Origin of the sequence: Ochrobactrum chromiisoli (assembly GCF_026241335.1) — a bacterium.
GTDB classification, from domain to species: domain Bacteria; phylum Pseudomonadota; class Alphaproteobacteria; order Rhizobiales; family Rhizobiaceae; genus Brucella; species Brucella chromiisoli.
Genome location: NZ_JAPHAV010000003.1, coordinates 164,048 through 178,519, shown reverse-complemented (window position 1 = coordinate 178,519; position 14,472 = coordinate 164,048). Strand labels below are relative to the sequence as shown.

The window sequence follows — 14,472 nt, the reverse complement described above, 5'->3', positions numbered from 1 at the left end:
CCACAGAAGTTTATGTTCTTGTTTTGTTCAATTTACAAGCTTGAAATGGATTTTAATGCAGATTTTATACATGGAGAGATAAAGCATGTTGCGGAAAAGTGAGGTCCAACGTCGGGGGAAATTCGTTCACCGGCCTGATTTCCATTCCCCCTACGATCCGAGAACGGCATGTGTAAAACAAGAAGAAAAAGCAAGCGTATTGGATTCGATTAAACGCGACACGCTATAGAAACCGGAAAATCTTCGCAGAGTTAAGCCCTGCCGCTCACTGTTTCTTAGGCGCGCAGGGCTTGGGGTTGAGCTAAGCTCTTATATCGACAGTAATTCGCCGATAAATTTATTCGGAAATCTGAGCGACGATGCCAGATTGCCGCGCATTTTTTAAATTTTCTGCAACTACCTGTCTCAATCAAAAATGCATCATTCCTTGCAAATGAAGCAGTTAAGACTGCAAGTAATTGTGCTCTCATCATGATGAAAGCTATGCAACGTCGTCAGGTGGACTCATGCTCCTATCTCCCTATTACGTTTACTCAGCCAGTCAGACCTCTTGTCGACATCGTTTCAATTCTGCGATGTCCCTCCATCCGGCGAGCAAATATAGTTTGCTCCTGTCAGGAGTAACAGTCAACGCTCTTGCGTTCACATTTCGTATCGCCTATCAGATGACTGGTTGTTCGATCTTTGTTCCGGCGTTAGAACCCGGAAAGCGACTGAACAGCCCCTTTCCTTTGAAAGGGTTCATCCCCATATTGTGGAGCGGCGCACCATAAATTTTTCGGCGCCAGCCACTCTACGACATGACGAAACAGGCAGGACGCGGAATGAGCGATCAGAAATTCATTTCCATACGTGGCGCGCGTGAACACAATCTGAAAAATGTCGATCTTGATCTGCCACGCGACAAGCTGATCGTGATGACCGGCCTTTCAGGCTCCGGCAAATCATCGCTGGCTTTCGATACGATCTACGCGGAAGGCCAGCGTCGCTATGTCGAAAGCCTTTCAGCCTATGCGCGCCAGTTCCTTGAAATGATGCAGAAGCCGGATGTTGATCAGATCGATGGTCTATCCCCGGCCATTTCCATCGAACAGAAGACAACGAGCCGCAATCCGCGTTCAACTGTCGGCACCGTCACCGAAATCTACGATTACATGCGCCTGCTCTTCGCGCGCGTGGGCGTGCCTTATTCGCCTGCGACCGGCCTGCCGATTGAAAGCCAGACTGTCAGCCAGATGGTTGATCGGGTTCTGGCGTTGGAAGAAGGCACCCGTCTTTATATCCTGGCGCCTATCGTTCGTGGGCGTAAAGGCGAATACAAAAAGGAATTGGCCGAGCTTCAGAAGAAGGGTTTTCAGCGCGTGAAGGTCGATGGCACCTTTTACGAAATTGCTGACGTTCCAGCCCTCGACAAGAAATACAAGCACGATATTGATGTGGTTGTGGACCGCGTTGTGGTGCGCCCTGATCTCGGAACCCGCCTCGCCGACAGCCTTGAAACCTGCCTCAAACTGGCAGAAGGTTTGGCAATCGCAGAATTCGCCGACAAACCATTGCTGGCCGAGGATACATCTGCCGGTGGTAGCGCCAACAAATCGGCAAATGAAACGCATGAACGCGTTATGTTTTCGGAAAAATTTGCCTGTCCGGTGTCCGGTTTCACCATTCCCGAAATCGAACCGCGCCTGTTCTCATTCAACAATCCCTTTGGTGCATGCCCGACCTGTGACGGTCTTGGCACGCAACAGGCGATTGACCCGAACCTGATCATTCCCGATCATTCCGCCTCTCTGAAAGATGGAGCCGTTGCGCCATGGGCCCGTTCGTCTTCACCTTATTACAATCAGACGCTGGAAGCGCTCGGCAAAGCCTATGGCTTCAAGCTGAGTGCCAAATGGTCCGATCTTTCCGATGAAGCGCAGACTGCCATTCTCTATGGCACCAAGGGCAAGGAAATCACCTTCCAGTATGATGATGGCCTGCGCGCCTATCAGACCACCAAGGCTTTTGAGGGTGTGATCCCCAATCTCGAACGCCGCTGGAAAGAAACCGATTCGGCATGGTCGCGTGAGGAAATCGAGCGCTTCATGTCTTCAACGCCCTGCCCGGCTTGTAAAGGCTTTCGCCTGAAGCCGGAAGCGCTGGCCGTCAAAGTTGGCATGAAACACATTGGTGAAATCACCGGCATGTCGATCCGCAATGCCGATGCATGGTTTCGTGATATTGATGGCAGCTTCAATGACAAGCAGCGCGAAATTGCAGCCCGTATCTTGAAGGAAATCCGCGAGCGTCTGGAATTCCTCAATGATGTCGGCCTCGACTATCTGACGCTTGCGCGCAACTCCGGCACACTTTCGGGCGGTGAAAGTCAACGTATTCGCCTCGCTTCTCAGATCGGCTCCGGTCTGACCGGCGTGCTTTACGTGCTTGATGAACCATCCATCGGCCTTCATCAGCGCGACAATGCCCGTCTTCTCGACACGCTTCGTCACTTACGCGATCTCGGCAATACCGTGATCGTCGTCGAGCATGATGAAGATGCGATCCTGACAGCCGATTATGTGGTCGATATTGGCCCGGCGGCTGGTGTTCATGGTGGCAAGATCATCGCGCAGGGCACGCCGAAAGACGTCATGTCCAACCCGAACTCGCTAACCGGCAAATATTTGTCGGGTGCGATGGAGGTGGCAGTTCCGGCTGAGCGCCGCAAACTGACCAAGAACAAGCGCATCCGGGTTGTCGGCGCACGCGGCAACAATCTGAAAAATGTTTCGGCGGATATTCCACTTGGCACATTCACCGCTGTAACCGGGGTGTCTGGCGGCGGTAAATCCACCTTCCTGATCGAAACGCTGTTCAAGGCTGCCTCGCGTCGCATCATGGGCTCACGCGAACATCCGGCGGAACATGACCGTATAGAAGGCCTCGAATTCCTCGATAAAGTCATCGACATTGATCAGTCACCGATTGGCCGCACACCACGTTCCAATCCGGCAACCTATACCGGCGCTTTCACACCGATCCGTGACTGGTTCGCAGGTCTGCCGGAGGCCAAAGCCCGTGGTTATCAGCCCGGACGCTTCTCCTTCAACGTGAAAGGTGGTCGTTGTGAAGCCTGTCAGGGCGATGGCGTCATTAAGATCGAGATGCACTTCCTGCCGGATGTTTACGTCACCTGTGACGTCTGCCACGGCAAACGCTACAATCGTGAAACTCTGGAAGTACAGTTCAAAGGCAAGTCGATTGCCGATGTTCTCGATATGACAGTTGAAGAAGGCGCTGAATTCTTCACAGCCGTTCCAGCTGTGCGCGACAAGCTTGAGACGCTCGTTAAAGTGGGACTTGGTTATGTAAAAGTAGGCCAGCAGGCCACAACCCTTTCTGGCGGTGAAGCGCAGCGCGTGAAACTCGCCAAGGAACTTTCACGCAAAGCCACCGGGCGAACGCTCTATATTCTGGATGAACCGACAACCGGCCTGCACTTTCATGATGTGGCAAAACTTCTCGAAGTGCTGCATGAACTGGTTGAACAGGGCAATACAGTTGTGGTCATTGAGCACAATCTCGAAGTCATCAAGACTGCCGACTGGGTTATCGATCTTGGTCCGGAAGGCGGCGATGGCGGCGGTGAGATTGTCGCTGTTGGGCGCCCCGAAGACATCGTGAAGGAAAAGCGCTCTTACACAGGCCAATTCCTCAAGGAACTGCTGGAGCGCCGTCCGGGGCGCAAAGCAGAAGCTGCTGAATGAATGAAAAAGGCGGGTTTTTAAACCCGCCTTTTTCATGCACTCTATTCAACAAATCCCACAATCGGCCCATATCCGCCATGCCATGAGATGTCATTTCTTCCCATGGCAGGATTATAAATTCCAGCACCGCCGCCGCCGTCGAGGAACAGCGCATTCGGACATTTCAGCCCGTCACGAAACAGCGATGCGAAATCATAGAAATTCACCGCATCTTCGCTAATTGCGAAGCGAATGCTCTCATCATCACAAACACCAACACCGCTTCTGCGGGTCCGGTCCGTCGAGTCTTTGATCAAAATCGGGTTGAGCTTGTTCTCAATGACCAGCATCGGTCCGGACTGCGTCGCAAAGCGCGCCTGCGGTCGGCGCTTTAGAAATCGCTCGGTTGAAACAATACCGGCGCTGTCTTTATCAAAATAGAAAATGCCATTGGGCTTTTTATAGAAGTTTGGAACCGGGCCAGACGCACGCTGAGGCGCTTTTGTATCGGCAGCAACCAGTTCCTGCCCGTCCTCGACATAAAGCCCCATCGGCGAGAAATCGGTCTGATACATTCCTGCATTAAACGCGAATGACAGCGTCTTGCCTTGCGCAGCCACCGCATCTGCAATTTTCGAGAAATTGCGATACGGCTCACCCTCTGCGCCCTTCCAAAACAGACGCAGGTTTTCTTTGGCCTTCACCGTACAGATAATGAATTTTGTATCCTGAAAGACCTGCTCATCACAGGTGTCCGCCTGTGCCGGTTGCATACCGAAAAGCAGCCCCGCGAAACCGAGGGTCGGAAGTGCCACACTCATTTTATAAAATCGCATCGCAAAACCTCCCCTTATAAAGCAAAAAAGCCCGGTTAAACCGGGCCTTCTCGTATAACTGAGCGCGATCATGCCGCGTCAGTTTACTGGATTAGCCGTTAACGGCATCCTTCAGGCCCTTACCAGCCGAGAACTTCGGCACGTTGCGGGCAGGAATAGCAACTTCCATACCAGTCGAAGGGTTGCGGCCAGTCGACGCTGCGCGATGCGATACGGAGAAAACGCCGAAGCCAGGCAGACGTACTTCTTCGCCAGCCTTGAGTGCACCGGTTACAGCTGCGAGAACTGCGTCAACGGCAGTTCCTGCGTCGGCTTTAGTCAAACCGCCCTTTTCCGCTACTGCGGCGACCAATTCGTTCTTGTTCATAGGCATTTCCTTTCTTTATCTACCGGAACGAATAACGCGACCGGATTGCGTGCAGTTTATTCAAATCGGTTGACAAACCAAGCCTGTCAACACGAAAAAACCCCGGAAACCCGGGGTTAAACACAGAAATGCCGGGCTTTTAGCCCGGCATTGTTAGCTTATTAGGCACAGACAATGATTAATGTGCTGTCGAAACACCTGCTTCGTCGTCCACCGGAGCGGATGCGACAGGCGTTTCTGGCTCTGTCCATTCGATCGGCTGCGGCTCCCGAACCAGTGCATGTTTCAGCACTTCGCCGACTCGCGACACTGGAACGATCTCAAGATTATTCTTCACATTGTCCGGAATATCCGCCAGATCCTTGGCGTTTTCTTCCGGGATCAGAACCTTCTTGATGCCGCCACGCAATGCAGCAAGCAGCTTTTCCTTCAACCCACCAATAGGCAGCACACGGCCACGCAGCGTCACTTCGCCAGTCATTGCAATGTCCTTGCGAACCGGAATACCGGTCAGAACAGAGACGATTGCCGTAACCATAGCGATACCAGCCGATGGACCATCCTTAGGCGTTGCGCCTTCCGGCACGTGCACGTGGATGTCACGCTTGTCGAACAGCGGAGGCTCAATGCCGAAATCAACTGCGCGCGAGCGAACATACGATGCCGCCGCAGAAATCGATTCCTTCATCACATCACGGAGGTTACCCGTAACGGTCATGCGGCCCTTACCGGGCATCATGACGCCTTCGATGGTCAGCAATTCGCCGCCCACTTCAGTCCATGCAAGACCTGTGACAACGCCAACCTGATCTTCGCCTTCGGCCTGACCATATCGGAAACGCTCGACACCGAGATAATCGGAGAGATTCTTGTCGGTGATCTTCACCGACTTCTTCTTCGATTTGAGAATCTCAGTCACGGCCTTACGCGCCAAGGTCATCATTTCACGTTCAAGGCTACGAACACCGGCTTCACGCGTGTAAAGACGGATAACGTTGCGCAGCGCATCGTCTGTGACCGAAAACTCCTTCGGCTGCAGCGCATGATCCTTGATGGCCTTTGGCAGCAGGTGCCGCTTGGCAATCTCGAGCTTTTCATCTTCGGTGTAACCGGCAATACGGATGACTTCCATACGGTCCAGAAGCGGACCCGGAATGTTCAGCGTATTGGCAGTCGTCACGAACATGACGTTCGACAGATCATATTCAACCTCAAGGTAGTGATCCATGAAGGTTGAGTTCTGTTCCGGGTCCAGCACCTCAAGCATTGCCGAAGATGGATCACCACGGAAATCCTGGCCCATCTTGTCGATTTCATCGAGCAGGAAGAGCGGGTTGGACTTCTTCGCCTTCTTCATCGACTGGATGACCTTGCCGGGCATCGAACCGATGTAAGTGCGGCGGTGACCACGGATTTCAGCCTCGTCACGCACGCCACCAAGCGACATACGGACATATTCACGACCGGTTGCCTTGGCAATCGAACGGGCAAGCGAAGTCTTACCAACGCCGGGAGGTCCAACGAGGCAGAGGATCGGGCCTTTGATTTTGGTCGAGCGAGCCTGCACGGCCAGATATTCGACAATGCGCTCCTTGACCTTGTCGAGACCGAAATGCTCGTCATCAAGCACTTCCTCGGCAAAGTTCAGGTCCTGCTTGACTTTGGACTTCTTGCCCCAAGGAATAGACAGCAGCCAGTCGAGATAGTTGCGAACAACAGTCGCTTCCGCTGACATCGGACTCATGCTGCGCAGCTTCTTCAGCTCAGCCTGTGCCTTTTCGCGCGCTTCCTTGGAAAGCTTGGTCTTGTTGATACGTTCTTCGAGTTCAGCCGCTTCATCGCGGCCGTCCTCGCCATCACCAAGCTCCTTCTGGATCGCCTTCATCTGCTCGTTGAGGTAATATTCGCGCTGGGTCTTTTCCATCTGGCGCTTGACGCGGCCACGGATGCGCTTTTCAACCTGAAGAACAGAAATTTCAGATTCCATGAAGGCAAGCGCCTTCTCAAGACGCTCACGCACCGAGAGAATCGACAGCATTTCCTGCTTTTCAGGAATCTTGATTGCGAGATGCGAAGCAACCGTATCAGCGAGCTTGGAATAGTCGTCGATCTGGCTTGCAGCGCCAACCACTTCCGGCGAAATCTTCTTGTTCAGCTTCACGTAGTTTTCGAAATCGGAAACCACTGAACGGGCCAGAGCCTCAACCTCAACAGCGTCTTCTTCCGGCTCAGGCAGAGCAGTTGCGTAAGCTTCGTGATAATCCTCACGATCGGTAAACTTGGAAACCTTGGCGCGCGCGGTGCCTTCGACGAGAACCTTAACGGTACCGTCTGGCAGCTTGAGAAGCTGCAGCACATTGGCGATCGTGCCGATCTCATAAATTGCATCCGGTGCCGGATCGTCGTCCGCCGCATTCTTCTGCGTTGCAAGCAAAATCTGCTTATCAACGCCCATCACCTCTTCAAGTGCCTTGATCGACTTTTCGCGTCCAACAAACAGCGGAACGATCATATGCGGGAAAACTACGATATCGCGCAACGGCAGGACGGCATACAGCCCGTCTTCACCATTCGCTCCAGAACCACCCAAAGGAGTCTTCTGTTCAATACCCGTCATTGTAAGTCCTTTCTCAGGTCATTCGACCCGATTGCCACTGGTTATGGCCCCTTTCATAATGAGGCAGTCCATGACCAGTGCTTCGGTCCATAATTGGAGTGTCGAACTCCCAAATTCAAGCTGATTCCAGGGCAGCTTTCATAGAATCGTCATTTATCCTGCGCTGTCACGGAGATTTGTACAATAACAAGCTTTTCCAGTATTCAGCATTTGCCAGGAGATAAACAAAAAAAGGCCGCTTGCGCGGCCTTTTTTCCAAAAGTCCGGCAAATCGTCAAGCCGACGCATTGCCCTTTTCTTCCTGACGCTCAGCGTAGATATAAAGCGGACGAGCGCTTCCATCCACAACATCACCGGAAATGACCACTTCCTGCACGCCTTCCAGCGTTGGAAGCTCAAACATGGTGTCGAGCAGGATCTTTTCCATGATCGAGCGCAGACCACGTGCACCGGTCTTGCGTTCAACAGCCTTATTGGCAATTGCGCGCAAAGCATCGTCGTGGAAGCTCAGTTCAACATTTTCCATGTCGAACAGCCGCTGATACTGCTTCACGAGCGCATTCTTCGGCTCGGTCAGGATCTGTACCAGTGCATCAACATCCAGATCTTCCAGTGTCGCGATTACCGGCAAACGACCAACGAACTCCGGAATAAGACCGAACTTCAGCAGATCTTCCGGTTCCAGCTCTTTAAACACATCACCAATGCGGCGGTCGTCAACCGACTTCACAGTTGCGCTAAAGCCAATCGAAGTCTTCTCACCGCGCGCCGAGATGATTTTGTCGAGACCGGCAAAAGCACCGCCACAGATGAACAAAATATTTGTCGTGTCCACCTGCAGGAATTCCTGCTGTGGATGCTTGCGACCACCCTGCGGTGGAACAGAAGCAACAGTGCCTTCCATGATCTTCAAAAGCGCTTGCTGAACACCTTCGCCCGATACATCACGGGTGATCGAAGGATTATCAGACTTGCGGCTGATTTTGTCGACTTCATCGATATAAACAATGCCGCGCTGCGCGCGTTCAACATTATAATCGGCCGACTGAAGCAGCTTCAGGATAATGTTTTCAACATCCTCACCGACATAACCGGCTTCTGTCAGCGTCGTTGCATCCGCCATGGTAAACGGTACATCAATGATGCGTGCGAGTGTCTGGGCAAGGTAGGTCTTGCCGCAACCCGTTGGGCCGACCAACAGAATGTTCGACTTCGCAAGCTCGATGTCGTTGCTCTTGCTCTGATGTGCAAGACGCTTGTAGTGATTGTGTACCGCAACCGAGAGAACACGCTTGGCGTCTTTCTGGCCGATGACGTAATCGTCAAGAACGTCCTTGATTTCCTGTGGCGTAGGCACGCCTTCACGCGACTTCACCATTGAGGTTTTATTTTCCTCGCGGATGATGTCCATGCAAAGTTCGACGCACTCGTCACAAATAAATACGGTCGGGCCTGCAATCAGCTTACGAACTTCATGCTGGCTTTTGCCACAGAAAGAGCAATAAAGCGTATTCTTTGAATCGCCGCCGCTGTTGCTGACTTTGCTCATTGCAGTTTCCTTTCAATAAACCGAAACGAACAACAACCTCATCGCGTGTTCATTTCGATCGTTTTTTCCGGTTCGGATCCATGAGGGTAAGCAAAACGCCGCTCCCTTCAGGCTCCATCAGCAGCTTTTACGCACTGCTTGTCATTTTGGATCCCAGTCACCGCAGGCTTTCCGACCGAGTAAGCCTTTGATGGAGACTTTTGCAGAACCTCAGGCGGGGAACAAATGAAAAATCATGTTCCCCATAGAGATTCGGCACAATCTGATCAATTTTAGCGCCCTGAACCCCAACAGATGCTTAACACCATGCGTTATCCTTCACGTAGGACCACGAAATAAGCCCCTTTTGTGGCAAAGCGCGCTAAAATACGAAGAGGCAGACTATCTGCCTCCCCAAATTACTTGGTTTCTTCGGCGCTCACTTCGCGCGATTCGATCACTTTATCGATCAAACCAAATTCCAGAGCTTCCTGCGCTGTCATAAAGTGATCACGGTCAAGCGTGCGTTCGATCGTCTCATAATCACGACCAGTATGCTTGACGTAAGTTTCGTTGAGGCGACGCTTCATCTTGATGATGTCCTGCGCATGGCGCTCAATATCAGACGCCTGCCCCTGGAAACCACCCGATGGCTGGTGAACCATGATACGGGCATTTGGAAGCGCATAACGCTGGCCGGTGGCACCAGCTGTCAGCAACAGCGAGCCCATAGAGGCTGCCTGCCCCATACAAAGCGTGGACACTGGCGGCTTGATGAACTGCATCGTGTCATAAATCGCCATGCCGGAGGTCACAACACCGCCGGGCGAATTGATGTACATGTTGATTTCTTTCTTCGGATTTTCCGATTCAAGAAACAGCAACTGCGCACAGATCAGCATCGACATTCCATCTTCGACGGGACCGTTGACGAAGATGATGCGTTCTTTCAACAAGCGCGAAAAGATATCATAGGCCCGCTCGCCACGGTTGGTCTGCTCGACAACCATCGGCACGAGGTTCATGACGGTTTCAATAGGATCTCTCATTATGGGCCTCTGGATAGTGTATGACGAATATGAATCGTATGGATGTTCCATACATAGGGCTTTGCAACCCTGTTCCGCAAGATGCCGATCAATCCCAGTCCGAATCCTGAGGGACAGGCTTAATGCCGCGTTTCTCATCCAGCATTTTTCGTGCTGTTTCTGTAAGGCGGGCCTGAATACGAACAGAGCCATCTTCCAGATCTTCGCGCTTTACATCGCTGCCATGCTGGTAAATCCAGTCAAGAATGCGAAGCTCGGATGGAGAAAGCACAACATCGACAGTTCCAAGCGCCCCTGCAATGCGGGTCTCAATCAAGGAAAGCAACCTGTCAACGCCTTCCCCCGTCCACGCTGAAAGCGGGATCGGACGCCCCTCCTCGCTGCCGGCGGCAGCCAAGCGAAGTGCTGCCTCACGACCCGCTTCATCCAGATTATCGATCTTGTTCCAGATCTGGATCACGCGCTTATGATCATGCGGCTCGACATCGAGCCCGGCGAGAATACTTTCAACGTCCTCAGCCTGTGCTGCATTGTCGGGATCGGAAATGTCACGCACATGCAGGATCAGATCAGCCTCGACAACCTCTTCAAGCGTTGCCCGGAATGCGGCAACGAGATGGTGCGGAAGATTTGAAATAAAACCGACTGTATCGGACAGGATAACCGTCTCACCGTGCGGCAAACGAATGCGACGCAATGTCGGGTCGAGCGTAGCAAACAGCATATCTTCGGCCAGCACGTCAGCGCCGGTCATACGGTTGAACAGCGTTGATTTGCCCGCATTGGTATAGCCAACGAGCGCCACCACCGGATGCGGAACCTTGCGACGCTTCTGCCGATGCAGCGTCCGTGTACGCACAACCGTCTCAAGCTCGCGCTTGATCTTCAGAATCTTATCCTGAAGCATACGCCTGTCGGCTTCGATCTGCGTTTCACCCGGACCGCCAAGGAAGCCGCCACCACCGCGCTGACGCTCAAGGTGGGTCCAGCTTCTGACCAGACGGCCCTTCTGATAGTTCAGATGCGCAAGTTCGACTTGCAACGCACCTTCCTTGGTGCGTGCTCTCTCACCGAAGATTTCAAGGATAAGGCCGGTCCGGTCGATAACCTTGACGTTCCACTCTTTTTCAAGATTGCGCTGCTGCACCGGCGTCAAAGCATGATCGACAATGACAAGTCCGATCGACTTCTCTTCAATGATTTCGGCGATTGCCTCAACCTTACCCGTCCCCAGAAGGGTCGCAGGACGCGGTTGATTGACGATCACACTCTCGGCATGGGCTATTTCGAGATTAATCGCACGTGCAAGACCGACGGCTTCCTCCAGCCGTGCTTCATTGGAGCGCTGAAACTGTGGTCGCTCACCTTCGTCACTTGCCGTGCTTGTTGTGTGTCGTTCGGGTAATATGGGAACGATAACCGCTGCTCTGGTCGGCTCTGGTTCAGACAAACCAAATCCCTTATTTTCATCGGCAGGCGAAACGTTCTTATCCTTGAATTTCGACAAATATACTTACTCCGGGATACGGAAAATAACTATCCATACAGATAGGTATCCGTATTAGCGGTTTCAAATAGAAGACGCCCCGGCATAATATTGGTCAGCATAAAACTGACCAATATTGAACTGATATGCGTCAGGCTTCTTCGCCTTCGAACATCTGCACAGGCTGGCTTGGCATGATGGTCGAGATTGCATGCTTATAGACAAGCTGCGAGTGTCCATCGCGGCGCAGCAATACGCAGAAATTGTCAAAAGACGTCACGATACCCGTGAGTTTCACGCCATTGATAAGGAAGATGGTCAGTGAAATTTTCTGCTTGCGTACAGAATTGAGAAAAAGGTCTTGAAGATTTTGCGATCGTTCAGCCATTGTTTTTATTCCTTTAATCGATCAGCAGTCAGTTCGCTAAATGCCAGACGAACATGCGCGCAAATATAAATCAAGCTCCCGGATCGCGCTAAACCAGTCACTAATCGCAATTGCTGTGGAAAGACAACTGCTTCGCTCTTAAGCTTCGGTTAACAGGATGGGAATCTTTGCGCAACCGCCAAATTTAAAACCTGATATGCAAATCCTTGCAGGTACGAATAAGCAGCCCCTATTTCGGATGATCTGAAAGCGGACCACCCAGCAATGGCTTCACGCGATCAATCGCCCACATATAGAAGCTTCCCGGTTGCATTGAGACAACTTCTTTATGCTTCTTGTGAATGTGAAATCCAATGAAATCAGGGTGTTTCGTGGGTTCCAGCCCATAAGCCGGATCGTAAATCCGCGTCGCTTCCTTGCCCACCCAATAATAGAAATTCTCCTGAGGAGCGGCGTTTCTGAAGATACCGTATTTGCGTGCTAGCCGTGATATGCCGTCATTTCCGAAAATCGTAATCCCGATGGCGGCAGGCGTTACGTCCTTACCAATGAGACGATAGTATAATGGCCGCAACTTCCCACGCCGCAATCCAAGCCAGCGCGGTAATGGATAGCTTGCCGCCACATAGGCTTCGAATTCACGGATAATCGGATGATCATGCGGCAGGTAAAGCGCAGAAACTCCAACGCGGAAACGATTCTCGCGAGCGAGATAGGGTTTCGATGGATCAGGATGAAACTGCTTGAGCAGATACACATCCGTATCGAGCCACACACCCTGCTTATGCTTCATCAGCATGATGCGAAAAATATCGCTGAACTGAACGATAGTCGTTCGGCTTCGTAAACTCGGATAGCCCGGATCAAGTCGCTTAAACACCACCTCAGGTAGAATTTTGCTGGCATCATGCAGCTCGACGCCTACGGGTACATTCTCAATCGGCGCATATGAAAACAGTTTCACACGCTGGCCAGTCATCACCATTGATGCGAGACAGATGCGATCGACATCGCGCAGACGCGGCCCATACCAGAACGTACAAATATCCATTAAAGCCACCGGCCAATAAATTTAGGCATCTATTGGAGCCTAAATCAGAAGAATTCAAGACTAACACGGAACATTTGCTCAACATGCTTGATAGCATCAGCAGAGGCAAAAATCACAACGCGGTCTTTAGGCTTTATGCGGACGTCACCATTCGGTTGAATAACCAGCCCATCGCGATAGATCGCCCCGATACGCAGCCCCTCAGGTAAATCAAGATCACGAAGAGGGCTACCTACCAGCGAAGACGTCTCAAGTGCTTCTGCTTCGATAATTTCGGCCATATCACGATAGACACTATAAACCGCACGGATGCGCCCGCGTCGCACATGCTGCAATATCTTTGATACCGTCACCGCCTTGGGATTGATATAGGCATCTATCCCCACCATGTGGGTGAAGTCCTGATAGGCAACCGTGTTGATCAGCGCCATATTCGCCTTGCAACCGAGGCGCTTCGCCATAATGCTGGAAAGAATATTGACCTGATCCTGATTGGTCAGTGCCACGAACAGATCGGCATCCTCAATATCAGCTTCCTGCAAAAGCGCCTGATCGAGCGCGCTGCCGTGCAAAACCATTGTACGGCTAAGCTGATCAGCAATCGTAAAGGCACGCTCATGCTCACTTTCGATCATCTTGATGCGTGTCTGCCATTTACGCTCTTCAATGGCCTTGGCAACATAAAGACCGATATTGCCACCCCCGGCAATGACAATCCGATGTGCTTCCGGCTTTTCATGCCCAAACAAAGAGAGCGTTCTGCGCACCTGCTCGCGCGTTGTGACAACATAGGCCAGATCACCGGCGTGAAGCTGATCGGTCGAACGGGGAATGAACAGACTGCCATTGCGCACAACACCAACCACAGTCGCAGCCAGATCAGGAAACAGGTCTGATAACTGTTTGAGCGGCGTATTGATAACTGGACATTCTTCTAGGCATTCTATTGCAAGACCGATGATCTTATCATCCGCGAATCGCAGCACGTCAGTCGCGCCCTGCAAGGCAATACGCCGCAGAACCACTTCACCAACTTCAAGCTCCGGCGAGATAATCACATCGATCGGCAGGTTTTCGCGCAAAAACAGATCCTGATACTCAGCCTTGAGATAGGATTGCGCACGAATACGAGCGATCTTGGTTGGCACGTTGAAAACCGAATGCGCCACCTGACAAGCCACCATGTTGACTTCGTCAGATAATGTTACCGCAATGATCATATCGGCTTCATTGGCACCGGCTGCGGCAAGAACATCCGGCTGTGAGCCATGACCAACAAAGCCACGCACATCCAGCGTATCGCGCACAATCTCAATGTGGCGCGCAGACGTATCGATAACCGAGACGTCATTTTCTTCAGCAGCAAGACGTTCAGCAATACCATAGCCGACCTGCCCCGCTCCGCACACGATTACCCGCATG

At 52.0% G+C, this 14,472-nt stretch carries 10 protein-coding genes; 1 reads left to right on the top strand and 9 read right to left on the bottom strand.

What is annotated here, in order from left to right:
* Positions 1-824: 824 nt before the first annotated feature.
* The gene (uvrA, locus tag OPR82_RS10055) at positions 825-3,749 is read left to right on the top strand and encodes an excinuclease ABC subunit UvrA (protein ID WP_265984652.1); all 2,925 of its coding nucleotides are present in this window, start codon (positions 825-827) and stop codon (positions 3,747-3,749) included.
* A 41-nt stretch (positions 3,750-3,790) separates the two neighbouring features.
* On the opposite strand, the gene OPR82_RS10050 is transcribed toward uvrA, so the two are convergent.
* From OPR82_RS10050 to trkA, 9 genes are all read right to left on the bottom strand, one after another.
* Complete coding sequence (locus OPR82_RS10050; protein WP_396996979.1) at positions 3,791-4,564, bottom strand: phosphodiester glycosidase family protein; 774 nt, start codon at positions 4,562-4,564, stop codon at positions 3,791-3,793.
* A gap of 91 nt (positions 4,565-4,655) precedes the next feature.
* The gene (locus OPR82_RS10045) at positions 4,656-4,931 is read right to left on the bottom strand and encodes an HU family DNA-binding protein (protein WP_007875106.1); all 276 of its coding nucleotides are present in this window, start codon (positions 4,929-4,931) and stop codon (positions 4,656-4,658) included.
* Positions 4,932-5,109: 178 nt separating this feature from the next.
* Entirely contained in the window at positions 5,110-7,548 is a 2,439-nt protein-coding gene (gene lon / locus OPR82_RS10040; protein ID WP_265984651.1) for an endopeptidase La, read from the bottom strand.
* A 274-nt stretch (positions 7,549-7,822) separates the two neighbouring features.
* Entirely contained in the window at positions 7,823-9,097 is a 1,275-nt protein-coding gene (gene clpX, locus OPR82_RS10035) for an ATP-dependent Clp protease ATP-binding subunit ClpX (RefSeq protein WP_265984650.1), read from the bottom strand.
* A 398-nt stretch (positions 9,098-9,495) separates the two neighbouring features.
* Entirely contained in the window at positions 9,496-10,125 is a 630-nt protein-coding gene (clpP, locus tag OPR82_RS10030) for an ATP-dependent Clp endopeptidase proteolytic subunit ClpP (protein ID WP_265984649.1), read from the bottom strand.
* 88 nt (positions 10,126-10,213) lie between these two features.
* Entirely contained in the window at positions 10,214-11,632 is a 1,419-nt protein-coding gene (gene hflX, locus OPR82_RS10025; RefSeq protein WP_265984648.1) for a GTPase HflX, read from the bottom strand.
* Between the two features lie 130 nt (positions 11,633-11,762).
* Positions 11,763-11,999 carry an RNA chaperone Hfq gene (gene hfq / locus OPR82_RS10020; protein ID WP_002964239.1) on the bottom strand — a complete coding sequence of 79 codons (237 nt, stop codon included), beginning with the start codon at positions 11,997-11,999 and terminating at the stop codon, positions 11,763-11,765.
* Between the two features lie 229 nt (positions 12,000-12,228).
* Complete coding sequence (locus tag OPR82_RS10015) at positions 12,229-13,050, bottom strand: glycosyltransferase family 32 protein (RefSeq protein ID WP_265984647.1); 822 nt, start codon at positions 13,048-13,050, stop codon at positions 12,229-12,231.
* 44 nt (positions 13,051-13,094) lie between these two features.
* A complete protein-coding gene (gene trkA / locus OPR82_RS10010; protein WP_265984646.1) occupies positions 13,095-14,471 on the bottom strand; it encodes a Trk system potassium transporter TrkA in 1,377 nt (458 codons plus the stop codon).
* Position 14,472 lies beyond the last annotated feature (1 nt).

Bases quoted from the DNA above. Each gene is read 5' to 3' on its own strand.
- clpP (WP_265984649.1), bottom strand. From the start codon at position 10,125: ATGAGAGATCCTATTGAAACCGTCATGAACCTCGTGCCGATGGTTGTC.
- hfq (WP_002964239.1), bottom strand. From the start codon at position 11,999: ATGGCTGAACGATCGCAAAATCTTCAAGACCTTTTTCTCAATTCTGTA.
- uvrA (WP_265984652.1), top strand. From the start codon at position 825: ATGAGCGATCAGAAATTCATTTCCATACGTGGCGCGCGTGAACACAAT.
- OPR82_RS10050 (WP_396996979.1), bottom strand. From the start codon at position 4,564: ATGCGATTTTATAAAATGAGTGTGGCACTTCCGACCCTCGGTTTCGCG.
- trkA (WP_265984646.1), bottom strand. From the start codon at position 14,471: ATGCGGGTAATCGTGTGCGGAGCGGGGCAGGTCGGCTATGGTATTGCT.
- lon (WP_265984651.1), bottom strand. From the start codon at position 7,548: ATGACGGGTATTGAACAGAAGACTCCTTTGGGTGGTTCTGGAGCGAAT.
- OPR82_RS10045 (WP_007875106.1), bottom strand. From the start codon at position 4,931: ATGAACAAGAACGAATTGGTCGCCGCAGTAGCGGAAAAGGGCGGTTTG.
- OPR82_RS10015 (WP_265984647.1), bottom strand. From the start codon at position 13,050: ATGGATATTTGTACGTTCTGGTATGGGCCGCGTCTGCGCGATGTCGAT.
- clpX (WP_265984650.1), bottom strand. From the start codon at position 9,097: ATGAGCAAAGTCAGCAACAGCGGCGGCGATTCAAAGAATACGCTTTAT.